The 15,552-nt window shown below is 71.0% G+C and carries 17 protein-coding genes; 7 read left to right on the plus strand and 10 right to left on the minus strand.

Going from position 1 to position 15,552, the window contains the following annotated elements; all coding sequences use genetic code 11:
* Positions 1 to 45: 45 nt before the first annotated feature.
* The 8 genes from ACFV20_RS33870 to ACFV20_RS33905 form a co-directional block, all read right to left on the minus strand.
* Positions 46 to 378 (minus strand): TcmI family type II polyketide cyclase, encoded by a 333-nt coding sequence (locus ACFV20_RS33870; protein WP_385664140.1) that lies wholly within the window; start codon positions 376 to 378, stop codon positions 46 to 48.
* 20 nt (positions 379 to 398) lie between these two features.
* Entirely contained in the window at positions 399 to 902 is a 504-nt protein-coding gene (locus tag ACFV20_RS33875) for an SRPBCC family protein (RefSeq protein WP_385664143.1), read from the minus strand.
* A gap of 1 nt (position 903) precedes the next feature.
* Entirely contained in the window at positions 904 to 1,158 is a 255-nt protein-coding gene (locus ACFV20_RS33880; RefSeq protein WP_385664145.1) for an acyl carrier protein, read from the minus strand.
* A 33-nt stretch (positions 1,159 to 1,191) separates the two neighbouring features.
* On the minus strand, positions 1,192 to 2,445 hold the full coding sequence (locus ACFV20_RS33885; protein ID WP_385664147.1) for a ketosynthase chain-length factor: 1,254 nt from the start codon (positions 2,443 to 2,445) through the stop codon (positions 1,192 to 1,194).
* On the minus strand, positions 2,442 to 3,710 hold the full coding sequence (locus ACFV20_RS33890; protein WP_385664151.1) for a beta-ketoacyl-[acyl-carrier-protein] synthase family protein: 1,269 nt from the start codon (positions 3,708 to 3,710) through the stop codon (positions 2,442 to 2,444). Before ACFV20_RS33890 ends, ACFV20_RS33885 begins: the two co-directional genes overlap by 4 nt.
* On the minus strand, positions 3,707 to 4,150 hold the full coding sequence (locus ACFV20_RS33895) for a cupin domain-containing protein (RefSeq protein ID WP_385664153.1): 444 nt from the start codon (positions 4,148 to 4,150) through the stop codon (positions 3,707 to 3,709). Before ACFV20_RS33895 ends, ACFV20_RS33890 begins: the two co-directional genes overlap by 4 nt.
* Before the next feature lie 69 nt (positions 4,151 to 4,219).
* Complete coding sequence (locus tag ACFV20_RS33900) at positions 4,220 to 5,374, minus strand: SchA/CurD-like domain-containing protein (RefSeq protein WP_385664156.1); 1,155 nt, start codon at positions 5,372 to 5,374, stop codon at positions 4,220 to 4,222.
* A 330-nt stretch (positions 5,375 to 5,704) separates the two neighbouring features.
* Positions 5,705 to 7,360, minus strand: coding sequence for an FAD-dependent oxidoreductase (locus ACFV20_RS33905; RefSeq protein ID WP_385664252.1), 1,656 nt, complete (start codon positions 7,358 to 7,360; stop codon positions 5,705 to 5,707).
* Between the two features lie 285 nt (positions 7,361 to 7,645).
* Between ACFV20_RS33905 and ACFV20_RS33910 the strand changes: the two genes are divergently transcribed.
* The gene (locus tag ACFV20_RS33910) at positions 7,646 to 8,107 is read left to right on the plus strand and encodes a DUF6325 family protein (protein ID WP_385664159.1); all 462 of its coding nucleotides are present in this window, start codon (positions 7,646 to 7,648) and stop codon (positions 8,105 to 8,107) included.
* Positions 8,108 to 8,148: 41 nt separating this feature from the next.
* Complete coding sequence (locus ACFV20_RS33915; RefSeq protein ID WP_385664162.1) at positions 8,149 to 8,424, plus strand: SHOCT domain-containing protein; 276 nt, start codon at positions 8,149 to 8,151, stop codon at positions 8,422 to 8,424.
* Between the two features lie 120 nt (positions 8,425 to 8,544).
* Here ACFV20_RS33915 and ACFV20_RS33920 read toward each other — a convergent pair whose 3' ends face one another.
* Positions 8,545 to 8,985: a MarR family winged helix-turn-helix transcriptional regulator gene (locus tag ACFV20_RS33920; protein ID WP_385664165.1), complete on the minus strand. Its 441-nt coding sequence runs from the start codon at positions 8,983 to 8,985 to the stop codon at positions 8,545 to 8,547.
* Between the two features lie 108 nt (positions 8,986 to 9,093).
* Here ACFV20_RS33920 and ACFV20_RS33925 point away from each other — a divergent pair, with 108 nt between their 5' ends.
* Together ACFV20_RS33925 and ACFV20_RS33930 are read left to right on the plus strand one after the other, a co-directional pair.
* Positions 9,094 to 9,621 (plus strand): phenolic acid decarboxylase, encoded by a 528-nt coding sequence (locus tag ACFV20_RS33925; RefSeq protein WP_385664168.1) that lies wholly within the window; start codon positions 9,094 to 9,096, stop codon positions 9,619 to 9,621.
* Between the two features lie 94 nt (positions 9,622 to 9,715).
* Entirely contained in the window at positions 9,716 to 10,756 is a 1,041-nt protein-coding gene (locus ACFV20_RS33930) for a VWA domain-containing protein (RefSeq protein WP_385664170.1), read from the plus strand.
* Between the two features lie 69 nt (positions 10,757 to 10,825).
* On the opposite strand, the gene ACFV20_RS33935 is transcribed toward ACFV20_RS33930, so the two are convergent.
* Complete coding sequence (locus tag ACFV20_RS33935) at positions 10,826 to 11,890, minus strand: enoyl-CoA hydratase/isomerase family protein (protein WP_385664173.1); 1,065 nt, start codon at positions 11,888 to 11,890, stop codon at positions 10,826 to 10,828.
* 228 nt (positions 11,891 to 12,118) lie between these two features.
* Here ACFV20_RS33935 and ACFV20_RS33940 point away from each other — a divergent pair, with 228 nt between their 5' ends.
* The 3 genes from ACFV20_RS33940 to ACFV20_RS33950 all read left to right on the plus strand — a co-directional run bounded on the left by ACFV20_RS33940 (position 12,119) and on the right by ACFV20_RS33950 (position 15,427).
* A complete protein-coding gene (locus ACFV20_RS33940) occupies positions 12,119 to 12,541 on the plus strand; it encodes a DUF350 domain-containing protein (RefSeq protein WP_385664175.1) in 423 nt (140 codons plus the stop codon).
* A 209-nt stretch (positions 12,542 to 12,750) separates the two neighbouring features.
* A complete protein-coding gene (locus tag ACFV20_RS33945) occupies positions 12,751 to 14,655 on the plus strand; it encodes a protein-arginine deiminase domain-containing protein (RefSeq protein ID WP_385664255.1) in 1,905 nt (634 codons plus the stop codon).
* Between the two features lie 280 nt (positions 14,656 to 14,935).
* Positions 14,936 to 15,427, plus strand: a complete 492-nt coding sequence (locus ACFV20_RS33950; protein ID WP_385664178.1) for a hypothetical protein — start codon at positions 14,936 to 14,938, stop codon at positions 15,425 to 15,427.
* Positions 15,428 to 15,552 lie beyond the last annotated feature (125 nt).

Here is a 15,552-nt window from a genome sequence, read left to right on the forward strand (position 1 = left end):
GTCCGCAGCGTCGCGGACCCGGCGACCGGTCGTCACCGGCGGCGGTCAGCCGGCCGGTTCGCGCTCCCAGACGTAGAAGCGCTGCGCCATGGCGTCCTTGGGAGAACGCCAGGTCTCCGGGTCGTACGCGCTGACGTACGCGGCCAGTCGCTCGCTGACGTCCCGGAACTCGGGGTGCCCGGCGACCTTGGCGATGGCCGGTCCGGGGTCGCGCTCGGCCTCGATCAGGTGCATGTAGACATCGCCGAACTGGAAGAGACTGCGACGGGTCACACCGACGAGCCGCGGCAGCTCTCCCCGGTCGGACTCCTCGAAGATCTTGGCGATGTCGGGCGCCGATCCCGGGGCCATCCGGGCGACGATCAGAGCTTGGTGCATGGGATCGTTCTCCGTCCGGCTCAGTCGCCGCGACCGCGCGCCGCACCGCCGTGCAGCCCGTGCGTCGCACCGCGCTCCGCGGCGATCTTCTCGATGCGGTCCCGGATCAGGGCCATCTGCACCTTGGAGTTCCGGTTGATGTTGTCCGTCATCCACGCGTCGTCGACCGGCGCGTCCGGCTTCATCGCGAAGTCCTGCGTCCAGACCATGCGCGTGCCGGCCGGTACCTCCTCGTACTCCCAGTGGATGTCCATGTGGGCGAAGGGGCCCGTCTCGACCCGGCGGGCCTTGACGGTGAGCGACTCGCGGTCCGGCTCGCGCTCCGAGACCCAGCTCCACACGGTGCCGTTCTCGTCGGGGTGCATGGTCAGCCGGAACGTCGTCTTGTGGCCCTCCCGGGAGAGGATCTCGACGGAGGCGTACTCGCTGAACAACTGCGGCCAGTTCTCCAGGTCGTTGGTCACCTCCCAGACCAGGTCCAGGGGCGCGGCGATGGTGATCTCGTTCTGCGTGTGTCCCGTCATCTCACGCTCCTGCCATGAGGGCACTGTTGACCAGGTCGAGGAACTGCCGGGGGCTCTTGCTGCGTTCGGCGTCCGGCGGCATGGGCGTGCCGTACCGGTTCTCCAGCTCGCCGACGATGCCCAGCAGGCCCAGCGAGTCGACGCCCATGGGTTCGAAGAGCGCTCCGTCGCGGCGGAGTTCCTCCGCGGTGACAGTGGCACCGGCGCACTTCTTCATCAGTTCGGCCAGCTCTTCCTCAGTGATGCGGTCAGTCATGCCATTCCCTTTCCTTGCCTGTTCCGCGGCGCCTCACGACGAGGCGTCGGTGGCGGCGTGCCGCAGCACGAGCGCCGAGTTCGACCCCATGAGTCCCCGGCTCAGCAGCAGGGCCGTGCGCACCTCTGCGGTACGGGCCCGGCCGGTCACCAGGTCGAGGTCGTGGCAGATGTCGAAGACATTGGGGGTGGGCGGGATCAGGCCGTGCTCCATCGACAGCACCGCTGTCGCGGCGTCCGTCAGCGGTGCCGCGCAGTAGGCCCTGCCGATCCCCGTCTTCGGGGCGGTGACGGGCACCCGGGTGCCGTGGGCGCCGAGCGCGTCGGCGATGGCCAGGGCCTCGGCGCGGTCCGCCTCCGGTACGCCGAGGGCGTCCGCGAAGACCACGTCGATCTCCTCGGGGGCGCAGCGGGCCTCGGCCAGTGCGCCTCGGACGGCCTGGGCGAGGCCCTCCCGGGACTCCTCCCAGCGGGAGGCGCCGGTGAAGGTCGCCGCGTGCCCGGCCAGGTGGGCCCGCACCCGCGCGCCCCGTTCCCGGGCGGTGTGCTCCGCCTCCACCACGACCATGGCGCCGCCCTCCGCGGGGACGAAACCGCTGGCCGCTGACGTGAACGGGCGGTAGGCGCAGGCCGGGTCGTCGGCCGTGCTGAGTTCCGGGTAGCCGAGCTGGCAGACCACCGAGTAGGGCGCGATCGGCGCCTCGGTCGCCCCGGCCACGATCACGTCGGTGCCGCGGTGCACGGCCCGCGCCGCGTGGGCGAGGGCGTCCAGGCCGCCGGCCTCGTCGGCGGCGACGACCGAGCAGGGGCCCTTGAAACCCCGGCGGATGGAGATCTGGCCGGTGCTGGCGGCGTAGAACCAGGCGATGGACTGGTACGGGCCGACGAAGCGGCTGCCCTTGCCCCACAGCTGCTGCAGTTCGCGCTGTCCGAACTCGCCGCCGCCGGAACCGGCCGCGGTGACCACGCCCACGGAGAACGGCGCCTCGTCGGTGTCGGTCCGGTGCAGGCCCGCGTCGTCCAGGGCGAGGTCGGCCGCGGCCATGGCGAAGTGGGTGAACCGGTCGGTCTGGACCAGGAAGCGTTCCTCGATCGCCGCCGACGGATCGAAGTCGCGCACCTGGCCCGCCACGCGCAGCGGCAGGTGTTCACAGCCGTCGCGGGTGATCCGGTCCAGGGCGCTGATGCCCTCCCTGGTGGACTTCCAGAAGGTCTCGGTGCTGGCTCCGTTGGGCGCGACCACACCGATTCCCGTGACGGCCGCGCGCCGTGTCCCGGGTTCGCTCATCGTGTCTTCTCCCTCGGCCGGTTCATGACCACCGCGGACTGGAAGCCGCCGAACCCGCTGCCCACCGAGAGCACGCTGGTCAGCTTGCGCTCGCGGGCGACGCGGGGGACGTAGTCCAGGTCGCACTCGGGATCGGGGGTCTCGTAGTTCGCGGTCGGCGGTACCACCTGGTGGGCCAGGGCCAGCACACAGGCGACGAGTTCGATCGCTCCGATGGCGCCCAGGGAGTGGCCCACCATCGACTTGATGGAACTCATGGGGGTCTCGTAGGCGTGGGGGCCCAGGACCCGTTTCACCGCGGCGGTCTCGTGGCGGTCGTTCTGCTTGGTGCCCGACCCGTGCGCGTTGACGTAGTCGATCGCGGTGGGGTCGAGCCGTGCGCGCTCGAGGGCGTCCTCGATGGCCCGGGCCATCTCCAGGCCCTCACTGGTCAGGCCGGTCATGTGGTACGCGTTGCCGAAGGTGGCGTACCCGCCGAGTTCGCAGTAGACGCGGGCGCCGCGGGCCCTGGCGTGCTCCAGTTCCTCCAGGATCAGGACGGCGCCGCCCTCGCCCATGACGAATCCGTCCCGGTCGGCGTCGAAGGGACGCGAGGCGTGGGCGGGGTCGTCGTTGTTGGGTGAGGTGGCCTTGATCGCGTCGAAGCACGCCATGGTGATCGGGGAGATCGGCGAGTCCGAGGCGCCGGCGATGCACACGTCGGCCCGGCCCTCCTGCACGGTGTGGAAGGCGTATCCGACGGCGTCGAGCCCGGAGGTGCAGCCCGTGGAGACGGTCTGCACCGGGCCGCGCGCCCCGAAGCGCTCCGCCACGGTCGAGGCGAGGGTGCTGGGCGAGAACGCGCGGTGCAGGTCCGGGCCCGCCTTCCGGTGGTCCACGTCCCAGCGCTGTCCGCTGCTGCTGACCAGGACGTAGTCGTTCTCCAGCCGGGTGGTGCCGCCGACCGCGGTGCCCAGCGAGACCGCCACGCGCCACGGGTCCTCGGCGTCGATGTCGAGTCCGGCGTCCCGCACCGCCTCGTCCCCCGCGACCATCGCGAACTGGATGTAGCGGTCGCACCGTTCGGCGTCACGCGCGTCCAGGCCGTGGGCCGCGGGGTCGAAGTCGCACTCGGCGGCGATCCGTGAACGCAGACCGGCCGGGTCGAAGAACGTGATGGCCCGGGTCGCCGTGCGTCCGGAGGCCAGCAGGTCCCAGAAGGCCGGTACGCCTATGCCGCCCGGTGCGACGATGCCTATGCCGGTGACCACCACGCGTCTGGTCATGACCGGACCTGACGTCGTGCGGCCGCCTCCGCTCCCACCACCGCGGACTCGGCGTCGGTCTCCTCGGTGTCGACGTGGCCCAGTGGCGGGCTCGGGGCCAGCGGGCCGAGGTGGAAGACCAGCCGTGCCTCGACGTCGCCGACGTTGCGGAAGCGGTGGCGCACGTTGAGGGGGATCAGCAGACCCTGCTCGGGGCGCAGCGGGTGCGGCTCGCCGTCGAGGTCGACCTCCAGCTGCCCGCACACGACGTACACGAACTCCTCGGAGTACGGGTGGTAGTGCTCGGCGATGCGGTCACCGGGCTCGATGAGGGCCACGCCCATGAAACCGCTGGTGGCGCCGACCGCGGCCGGAGTGAGCATGGCGCGCAGGTCACCGCCTCGCCGCCGGTTGGGCTCGACGTCGCTCATGCTCACGATTCTGGGACGAGATGTGATCACGCGTTCCTCCGTTGATGTGCTGCACCACCGTGGGAGAGGCGGGCACCGCCTCTCCCACAGGACGGTGAATCAGGCGTCGGGCGACCGGCGGTCGGTGACGAGGTCCATGCGCGCGAGTTCGAGGAGGCGCGCCATGCCGGCGTCCCCGGACGCGGACGCGGGGGTGCCCGCGTCGTCCAGGAGCGTCGTCAGCTCGGCCACCTGCGCCGAGTCGGAGAGGCCCAGGATCCGCACGGGGTCGGCGGCTTCGATTCCGTCGCGCACGTCGATGAGCCGTACGACGACGTCGTCGCGCTGGAAGATGGTGCTGCGCAGGACCGGGCTGTGCGGGTCGTCCGCCGCCGCCTCGTCCTGACGGGCCAGGAGTTCGGCCAGCTGCATGCCGAGGTCCGGCCGGGCCGGGTAGTACAGGGCGTACCGCTCGGCCTGGGGATGCTGTCCCTCCGCCGTCACGTGGTGGACGGCGGGCAGCGCGGCCCTGGTGAAGAAGACCCGGGCGGATTCGGGGTCGTTGAGGTCCCGGTCCTGCTCCAGATGGGGGTTGATGGCCTCCTCGACGGCCCGCACCTCGGGCTGCCGGGCGACGTGGCGCAGCGCGGCCAGCAGGTCGCCCCGTACCTCGATGGCCCGCACCACGCGGTTGCCGTGCATGAACAGGGAGGTGCGGCACAGCCGGGTGGTGTCGTCGACCTGCGGCTCGGGCGAGGCGTAGTCGGCGAGGATCTTGGCGACGATCTCCTCGCTGCCCGGCTTGACGGTGAAGGTGAGCGCGTGCCGGATGAGGCCGTCGCCGATCCTGGGTGCCGTCTGGAGCCGGCGCTCCTCCTGGCCGGCTTCGGCCGCCGGGCCGCCGGTCTCGCGGACGACGTGGAAGCGCAGCGAGCGGGTGTCGCGCACACAGCTGTGCAGCGGCTCCACCATCCGCACGTGCTCCTCGCTGTTGACCCAGGCGAGGAACGGCGGGGCGCTCTCCCACTCGCTGGTGATGAGCCACTGGGATGGGTTCTCGATCGACTGGCAGAGCTGGTCGCTGACATGTCCGGGGACGGACGCGACCTGGTTGCACAACTGCTCGTAGGCCTCGAGGAACTCCTGCTGGGCGCCGTCGTGGACGTCGACCAGGAGGACGACCCGGAGCCGGGAACCGTCGAACACGGACTGCGAGACATGGTGCGACGCCTGCCGCGTTCGCGAACCTGCAACCCGTTCGGATGTGGTGGTCATCCTGCGCACATCTCCTTCGCGGAGGGGAAAGTGAACGTTGGCCGCAGTGATGCGACGTCAGCGTTCCTCGATCCTGTGCCCGTCCCCGCACATCGCGCGACTCGGATGAAGTACGTGAGTGACAAGGCCGGGGGCGTCCGGTCGAGAGAGGCGAAGGGACCTCGGCCGTCGAGGCGGTCCTCGACCCGCCGGCCGCTGTCCCCCGCACAGGTGACGTGCCGTGTCACCGCCTTCGCCACCGGCGCCCGGCATGCCGGTGGCGAAGGCTGCCGACGCGCGACCGCGGGCAGGTCGCGTTCCGCGGCCGGCGCGAGCGGAGCCCGGGGTGCCTCAGCCGACGGCCAGAGCGGTCCGCAGGACCTCGCGCAGCACCGACTCGGCGTCCGTCTCGGGGCCCGGCGCACGCCATGCGACGAACCCGTCGGGCCGGACGAGCACGGCGCCGCCCGGTCCGGTGCCGTGGCGCTGCGCCCAGTCGGCGTCGTCCTCGGGCACCAGGTCGGCCCGGGCGCCGGTGCCCACCCGGTACGACGTGAGCGGGAGGGACAGCTCGTCGGCGAGGCGGAGGGCCGCCTCGTGCCACGCGAGGGGCTCCGTGGCGTCACTGAGCAGCACGAGGGACCGCTCGTAGAGGTCGAGCGTCGAGATCCGCTCGTCCCCGCGGCGCACCCACAGGTGCGGTGCCCTGCTGCCGGGGCCGCCGGTCAGGTCCAGGCTCTCCGGCACGACCGGCACGTCGGGGTCGGCGCCGACGACCGCGCCCTGCGGATAGCGGTAGCCGAGGGCCACGTTGAGGATGCCCTGGCGGGGGCCGCCGCCCGCACCGGGCGGCGGGGCGAAGCCGGGGTGGCTGTGCTCGGCCGACCGGGCCGCGGCCCGTGCGCTGGTGGCCTCGGCGACGGGTCGGCGCTCGGCGTCGTAGGTGTCCAGCAGCCGGTCCCCCGCCCAGCCGTCGAGGACGGCGGCCAGCTTCCAGGCGAGGTTGTGCGCGTCCTGGATGCCGGTGTTGGACCCGAAGGCCCCGGTGGGGGACATCTCGTGGGCCGAGTCACCGGCGAGGAAGACCCGCCCCGACCGGTAGCTGCGGGCGACCCGCTGGGCGGCGTGCCAGGGGGCCTTGCCGGTGATCTCCACATCGAGGTCGGGGACGCCGACCGCCCGGCGGATGTGGTCGGCGCACCACTCGTCGGTGAACTCCTCCAGGGACTGTCCGTGCTCGGGGTGCCAGGGGGCGTGGAAGACCCAGTTCTCGCGGTTGTCCACCGGGAGCAGGGCGCCGTCGGCCTCCGGGTCGGTCAGGTAGCAGACGATGAAGTGCCGGTCGCCCACGACGTCGGCGAGACGGCGGGAGCGGAAGGTGAGGCTGACGTTGTGGAAGAGGTCGCCGGGCCCGCTCTGTGCGATGCCGAGCTGCTCCCGTACGGGGCTGCGGGGGCCGTCCGCGGCGACGAGGTACTCCGCGCGGATGGTGGTGTGCTCGCCGGTCTCGCGGCTCTTGACGACGGCGGTCACGCCGGTGGGGTCACTGTCGAACGACAGCAGCTCGGTGGAGAAGCGCAGGTCGCCGCCGTATCCGCGAGCGTGGTCGAGGAGGACCGGTTCGAGGTCGTTCTGGCTGCACAGGCACCAGGCGCTGGGGCTGAAGCGGGCCAGCCCGCCGCCCGGGTCGATGTCCCTGAACAGCCACTCACCGGCGTCGCCGACCAGGGTGGGCGCCTGCAGGATGCCGTGGTTGACGGACAGGGTGGCGGCCGCCTCGTGGATCGCCTCCTCCACGCCCGCCACCCGGAACAGCTCCATGGTGCGGACGTTGTTGCCTCGTCCGCGCGGGTGGATGGAGGTGCCCGCGTGCCGTTCCACCAGCAGGTGCGGTACGCCCAGCCGTCCCAGGAACAACGAGGTCGACAGGCCGACCAGGGAGCCGCCCACGATGAGGACCGGGACGTCGATGGTCTGGGAGCCCGCCTGTCCGGCTCGATGATTCATCACTCTCGCCTCCAGTGCGTCGATGCCGCCGACCCAGCCGGATACGGCGGAGATCCTCATGCATGCCCCGGGACCGTGGCAGCGGCCCAGGCTTCACCCGCGTGCTGCGCGGCGCGGCCCTGCGGACGGGACCCCCGACGACCGCACTCCGCCTCGCGTGTGATGCCGGCTCCGTCACGCGGAAGGGAACGGCACGGGTCGCACCGGGGGGTGGTCCGTCCACGGAGTGCGAAGCAGGGGGCCCGATGCTGGAATGGTGGCGGGGGCGGTAGGAGAACAGCCGCGATGACCAGAGGTGACGCCGTGAGCGAGGAACTCGAAGAAGTGGGGCCCATCGACTACCTGGTCGTCGAGTTCCCGGGGAATCGCATGACCGGCGAGGGCTTCCCCCTGCTGGTCGATCTGGTGGATCGCGGTCTGATCCGGATCCTGGACCTGACGTTCGTCAGGAAGGACGAGGACGGAACCGTGACCGGCCTGGAGATCGCCGACCTCACCGGTGACGGGGCGCTCGACCTGGCCGTGTTCGAGGGCGCCTCGTCGGGCCTGCTGGGTCAGGACGACCTCGAGGAGGCCGCCACCGCGCTGGAACCCGGGAGCTCCGCCGGCATCCTGGTGTACGAGAACGTGTGGGCCGCGCCGTTCGCCGCCGCCCTGCGCCGCGGCGGGGCCCAGCTGGTCGCCTCGGGGCGCATCCCGGTCAATGCGGTCGCCGCCGCCCTCGACCGGATCGAAGCCCCCGACTGAACGATGTTCGACGACGCCGACGGCCAGAAGGGAACGCAGCCATGCCAGGTCTGATTCGCGGGGTCGCGCGCACCGCCGTCGTCGCGGGCACGGCGACCGCCGTGTCGAATCGCGTCACACGGCGCCAGCAGGGGCGATGGGCAGCTCAGCAGGGCTCCGGGCAGTACGCGCCCGAGCCCCCGGCTGCGGCCGCGCCGTCGTCCCCGGACATGACGGACAAGATCGAACAACTGAAGCAGCTCGGTGAGCTCAGGACCCAAGGGGTGCTTACCGAGGCCGAATTCGAGGAGCAGAAGCGCAGGCTCCTGCAGGCGTGATCGAAAAGGGGGAAGGGCCACTTCGACCTCCCCAGGTGTCGCGGCCCTTCCCGTCCAGCTGCAAACGCTTACCCCGACATCCGGGTCTCATGCCCCGCTTCGGCGTGCGCGACCGCGGAGTCAATCCTGCTGTGCTTCCAGGGCACCGATCAGCTCCCTGAGCGCCGGCAGGGCCTCCTCGATGGCCCCTCGGCGGTCGGGTGCGAGGGCCGCGAGGGCCTGCCTCAGCTCCTGCGTGCTCACCCGGTCGTACCGGCCGAGCAGATCCAGGGCGTGCGGGGAGGCCACGAGGGTCACCGTGCGCAGATCGGTGGACGACTGCCTGCGCTCGACGAGACCCGACGCGGTCATGACGCGGACCAGGTTGCTGACCGTCGAGGAGGCCACCCGCAGACGGGTCGCGACCTCACCCGGCGCGAGGGGTCCGGCCTCGGACAGGACCCTCAGGAGTTCGATCTGGGCCTCGGGAAGATCCGGCAGGTCCTCCGCGCGGCGGGTGCGCAGCAGTACGGCGCGCCGCAGGGGTCCGATGAGGCGGCCGAGATCAGTCGCGGTGTCCATGTGCCCATGATGACGCCGATATGGTTTTGTCGCAAAATACTTTTGTGACAAAATAGATGTCCGCACGGCACGCCCCGACATCACGACGCACGGCAGGAGACGCCCCGCATGACCGGCTACGCAGCACACCGGAACCCCGTCCCGCCGCAGGACCTCTCCGGGATCGTCGGCCACCGCCTCATCTACACCTATGCCAACGGCTGGCAGTACGAGATGTACGTGAAGAACGCGACCACCATCGACTACCGCATCCACTCCGGCATGGTGGGCGGCCGGTGGGTCAAGGACCAGCGGGTCGACCTGGTCCGGCTGGACGACGACCACTACAAGGTGTCCTGGAACGAGCCCACCGGCACCTCGGTGTGCGTGAACGTCATGCCCGGCAAGCGCCGGCTGCACGGCGTGATCTTCTTCCCGCGCTGGGTCGAGGAGCACGGCGAGCGCACCGTCCTCTACCAGAACGAGCACCTCGACGAGATGCGCCGCCTCCGCGACGAAGGCCCGACCTACCCGATCCACGTGGTCCCGGAGTTCGCCGAGATCACCCTGTTCGAGTGCGTGGGCCCTGATGACGACACCGTCATCGCGACGGCCCCGGGCGACCTCCCTCCGGGGTGGTCGGACCGCACCGGCTGACCGCCGGGTTCGGGCCGCAGGGTTCCGCTCAAGATCGATTGTCAGTGGTGGGTGAGAAGGTAGGAACATCAAGCCGGAACGAGGGGGAGCTGTGATGTCCGCAACCCAGAACTACATCAACCACGTTGCTCTGGTGCTGGATGCCAGTTCATCGATGTCGCACCTGAGCCGCAAGGTCGTCGAGGTCGCCGACCAGCAGATCGCGTACCTCGCACGCCGTTCGAGGGAGCTCGACCAGGAAACGCGCGTCACGGTGTACGTCTTCGCCGACAAGGTGGAGTGCGTCATCTACGACAAGGACGTGCTGCGCATGCCGTCCCTGAAGCAGCTGTACCGGACCGGTGGGATGACGGCCCTCCTGGCGGCCGCCCTGAAGTCACAGAGCGAGCTGGCCCGGACGGCCCAACTGTACGGCGACCACAGCTTCCTGACGTTCGTCCTGACCGACGGACAGGAGAACGCGAGCCACCGCTGCCCGGGCACCCCCGGCACGGACCCACGTCAACTGGTGCAGGCCGTGGCGGAGATGATCCGCACCCAGCAGGACAACTGGACGCTGGCGGTGCTGGTGCCCGACCAGATGGGCAAGCGCGAGGCCATGCAGTGCGGCTTCCCCAAGGACAACATCGCCATATGGGACGCGACCAGCACACAGGGCCTGGAGGAGGCCGGGCAGGTCATCCGGCAGGCCACCGAGAACTTCATGATGGGCCGCACCCAGGGCATCCGGGGGTCGCGTGCGGTGTTCTCCACGGGCGCCGAAGCGGTCAACGAGGACACCATCAAGGCAGCCGGCCTCACCCCGGCCGACCCGTCGAAGTACCAGCTGATCCCGGTGGCCCGTGACGCGGCGATCAGGGAGTGGGTCATCGAGTGCGGGCACACCTACCAGACCGGCGCCGCCTACTACCAGTTGAGCAAGTCCGAGAAGATCCAGGCGCAGAAGCAGATCGCGGTGCTGGAGAAGAAGACCGACCGCGTGTACACCGGCCCCCAGGCCCGGGCCCTGCTGGGGCTGCCCCACACGGAAGTGCGCGTCAAGCCCGACCACAACGAGCACTTCACGATCTTCGTGCAGAGCACCAGCGTCAACCGGAAGCTCGTGCCCAACACGCGGCTGCTGCTCATGCTCTGACCATCCGCCGGCCGACGGGTGCCGGAGCCGGATCCGGCACCCGTCATGGTCTTCCGTGCGGGTGTTCCGTCAGCAAGCACCCGGCGACAGCCCGAGCTCGCGCGCGCCGAGCGGGGTGAAGAAGCGCGCCACGTCGGCATCGGTGACCTCGGCCAGGGTCTTCGGCGACCAGCGCGGCGTGCGGTCCTTGTCGACGACCTGGGCGCGGATTCCCTCCACCAGGTCGGAGGTCTCCAGGGCCGCGCAGGAGACGCGGTACTCCTGGTCCAGGACGGGCTCCAGCCGGCCGAGCTCCCGGGCGCGGCGCAGGGAGGCGAGGGTGACCTTGAGGGCGGTCGGCGACCTGCCGAGCAGGGTCTGCGCGGCCTCTTCGGCGGCGGGGTCGCCGTGCGCCAGCAGCCGACGCACGATCTCCTCGACGGTTCCGGCGCCGTAGCAGGAGTCGATCCACTCGCGCCGGGCTGCCAGGACGCCCTCCGGCGGCGTCCGCGCACAGCGGGCCAGGGCCTGCTGCGCGGGGAGTTCGGCCAGGGCGTCGAGGAGGCCCGGCAGCGCGGCCGTCGGTACGAAATGGTCGGCGAGGCCGCACAGCATCGCGTCGGCGGCGCCGATCCGGTCCCCTGTCAGGGCCAGGTGGGTGCCCAGTTCACCGGGGGCGGCGGCGAGCAGGTGGGTGCCGCCCACGTCCGGCACGAAACCGATGCCCGTCTCCGGCATGGCGACCCGGGACCGTTCGGTGACGACCCGCACGTCGCCGTGCGCCGACACACCGACACCGCCGCCCATCACGATGCCGTCCATCACGGCGACGTAGGGCTTGGGGTAGCGGGCGATACGGGCGTTGAGGTGGTACTCCTCGCGCCAGAACAGGGCCGAGGCGCTGCCGTCGCCGTCGCGGGCGTCGTCATGGATGGCACGGATGTCACCACCGGCGCACAGACCGCGCTCCCCCGCGCCGGTGATCACGACGGTTTCCACGGCGGGGTCCCGCTCCCACGCGTTCAGCGCCTCGTCGATGCGGCGGACCATGGTGTGGGTGAGTGCGTTGAGGGCCCGCGGCCGGTTGAGCGTGATGTGGGCGGCGCGCCCGACGGTGTGGAAGAGGACAGGTTCCGTTTCCGCGGCTCCGCTCATCGGAACGTCTCCCCCGGCTCGTGGACCACGGTGACGTGCATGCGCTGTCCATCCCTTCCCTTTGAGGTGGAGGGTACTTCGTCCCCTCGTCGGTGATCTCCCGGGGGCGGGCTCGCCGGTGGTCTCCCAGGGTCAGGCGCCGTTCGCCGCCCGGCACGGGTGCGCTAGATTTTGCCTCTCCTTGACCGCGATCACTCACGATCCCTACGTTTCGGAGTTGGCATCCCCATGAGCGACATCGTCAACGGACTCGGCCGGGCGACTGCATACGGCGGTCTGGGACTGGTCCTGTTGCTCCTCGGCATCGTCCTGGTCGACGTGCTGACACCCGGGAAGCTCGGCCGGCAGATCTGGCAGGAGCGCAACCGCAACGCCGCGACGGTCCTCAGCTCCGCGCTGCTCGGTATCGGCGGCATCGTGTTCACGTCCATATGGACGACGTACGAGGACTTCGGCAAGGGACTCGTCTCGACCGCAGCGTTCGGGGTGCTGGGTCTGATCATGATGGCGGTGGCCTTCCTGGTGGTGGACCTGGTCACGCCGGGACGCCTGGGCGCCACGCTGGTCGAGGAGGAGCCGCACCCCGCGGTCTGGGTGACGGCGTCCTGCAACCTCGCCGTCTCCGCGCTCATTTCGGCGTCCATCGCCTGAACCGGCGTTTCAGGCGGGCCCGTCAGCGGTGCGGACGGGCCGTCAGCGGTTTCCCCGGCTTCGTGGGCAACAACCCGCGCGGCACAGTGAACGCACAGCCGCCGTCCTTCCTCTTGCAGGGCGAAACCCGCAACCGAGAGGAACCTGCTGTGCGTTCACGTAGACGTCTGCGTCCGCTGCTGTACCCGGCCGGGTCGGTGGTCCTGGCCATGGCTGCCGCCGGTTCCGTGCTGGCGGGACCGGCGGGCTCCGCCGTGGCCGCCGAGTCGGGCGGGCGCGCCGATCTGCGGGCGGATGTGAACCGCGACGGGCGGGTCGATGTCACCACCGGCAGCGACACCAGGGGCGAGGACGGCTGGTCCGTCGGGCGGGGGGCTCTGTACCTGCCCAACATCGATGACGACGCCCGGCGGTGCCCGGTCTCCGGGCCCGGCGGTACACCCCTGTCCGACGCTCGGCTGGCCGCGTGCAACGACGGTTCCGACACGAAGGTCAACGGCGCCGCGGACGCCGCCGACCTGGCCCGGATCCGTTCCGTGCCGTTGCCGGACCTTCCCTCCGGGGCGACGGGCAGCCTGAAGGTGGCGGCGGGGGGTGCGCATGTGCACCTCTTTCTCAAGCGGGACGGCAACTGGGTGCTGGTGACGTCCGGGACCCGGCTGACGGCCGCCGAGTTGCGTGCCGGTGCGGAGTTCGGTGTCGAGGCGACGGATGTCGTCCGGGACCGTGCGAAGTGGGACGGCCGTGCGGTGGTCCGGCTGACCGTGACGACCGGGCAGAAGTCCACGTCCGACGCGGTGACCCTGCGGGTGGCACCCCTGCTGACGCAGCATCACCTTCAGGACACCCGGCAGGTGATGGTGTCCGAGGTGCAGGGCGACGGCCCGGACAGCCGCCTGCAGCGGACGTTCGTCGCCGCCCTCGAGAAGGAGGTCCGCAAGGCCGGCATCACCACGCCGCTGGTGACCTTCGAGAAGTACGCCGACCGCTGGGCGCAGGACTTCGTCGAACCGGCCTACGTCAGCATGACCGGGCCGGACGGCCGGCGGCAGGTGATGCGTGTGATGCTGCGTTCCGCCCAGCCGGACCGGGACGCGGGCCGGGAACTCTTCGAGCGGATGCGCGGCCGGGACATCGGCGTCGTGCAGGTGACCGACCGGGCGGAGCCGGACGACTGGTCGCTCAACTCCATGGGGAACCTGGAGACCATCCCGCCCTACACGCACGGCGGACGCTCCTTCCCGGCCGGGCGGATCATCATGGGCGAGCGCAAGGACAGCGGGGCGCGTCCGTCGAAGGTGATGCGGACGCTGCTCGCGTCGCAGGGACTGCAGGACCCGCTGCTGCTGGACACCTCGTGGCTCGGGGTGGGGCACGTCGACGAGTTCGTGCAGTTCCTGCCCGCCGACACGCCGCGGGGCTGGCGGATCGGCGTCGCCGACCCGCAGGCGGGGCTGAAGCTGCTGCGCGACGCCGAGCGGGACGGGCACGGCGGCACGAAGATGTTCTCCGTACCCGGCCGCAGCGGTGCTCCGGCGCCCAAGGAGACCATCGACCAGGCGCTCGCCTCCCGTCATCTCGTGGCCGACAACGAGATGGCGGCGCGACGCATCGCGGCGAACCTGGAGATCCTCAAGCGCGAGACGGGCGTCACCGACGCGGAGATCGTACGCGTGCCCGCGCTGTACACCCGCGACTCGGAGGCGCTGACCGCCGAGGGCCGGGAGATCCCCGTGCCTCGCCTGACGCGCATGGGCGCCGGTTCCGACCTCGTGAACGGGCTCGGGGACCACGGGCAGCAGAAATGGCTCGCCGGGAACCCTGCCGCCGGACGGGCCGGGGCCGCGGCGACGGTGACGACCAGCGCGTACGTCCCGGGTGCGGTCAACGGCGTGCTGCTGACCCGCGACCGCTACCTCGCCCCGCGCCAGTGGGGTCCGGTCGTCGCCGGCAAGGACCTCTTCACGGAGGCCGTCACCGCCGCCTACCAGCGGGTCGGCATGAAGGTGTCGTACATCGACGACTGGTACACGTACCACCTGGGAATGGGCGAGGTGCACTGCGGGACCAACACCCTGCGCGACACGGCGTCCGCGTGGTGGCGGCAGGCGTAGACAGCGGGGCCCGGTCCCGTCGCCGGGGACCGGATCGCCTTCTCGGCCGCCACGTCCAGCCCGTACGTCCGCCGGCCCCCTCCCGCCCCGTACGAGCCACCGGGCGAGCCGCTTCCACAGCGGGTACTGACCGGCGCACACTCACCCGCCTCGGGTGAGGCGGCCCCGCGCTTGCCGTGGGCACGCTGATGGGGACACCGGAGCGGCCGGGGCGGCGGCCTGCACGTCAGGGCGTTGCCTCGCTCCTTCCGCCCCCTGAGCATCGCAAACGAGGCGCACGATGACCGCGACAGACACTGAACCGTCACACAGGGCGAGGGACGAATGGGCCACCGGCCTGACCGCCTTCGCGGCTGTGATGCTCTTCCTGGTCGGCCTGCTCGACATCTTCCGGGGCATCATGGCCATCGCCGAGGACGACATCTTCGTGACGACCCGCAACTACGTCTTCGAGTTCGACTTGACCGGCTGGGGCTGGGTCCACCTCGCCCTGGGCGTACTCGCCGTGATCGTCAGCCTGGGGCTGCTCAAGACGGCGATGTGGGCCCGCGTCCTGGGCGTGGCCATCGCCGGACTCGTCATCATCGCCAACTTCCTCTCGCTGCCGCAGTACCCGGTGTGGTCGGTCGTGATGATCGCTCTCTCGGGATTCATCATCTGGGCGCTGTGCGTCGTGCCGCGCGACAACCTCCTCGAGCCGTCGGAGGACGCCTCCTGGCGTGAGCGTGACGACATGTACCGCCCCACGGCCGCACCCCGCCCGCCCCGCTGACGGGAAGGCCCCACCGGTGGGAGGACCCGCTGGTGCGAAGACCGCGCCGGTGGGTGGACCCCGCTGCTGGGAAGACCCCGCTGATCTGATCGAAAGCGCAGGTCAGCGGGTCGATGACGCGCTCT

The organism is Streptomyces sp. NPDC059696, assembly GCF_042733745.1.
Classification (GTDB): Bacteria; Actinomycetota; Actinomycetes; order Streptomycetales; family Streptomycetaceae; genus Streptomyces.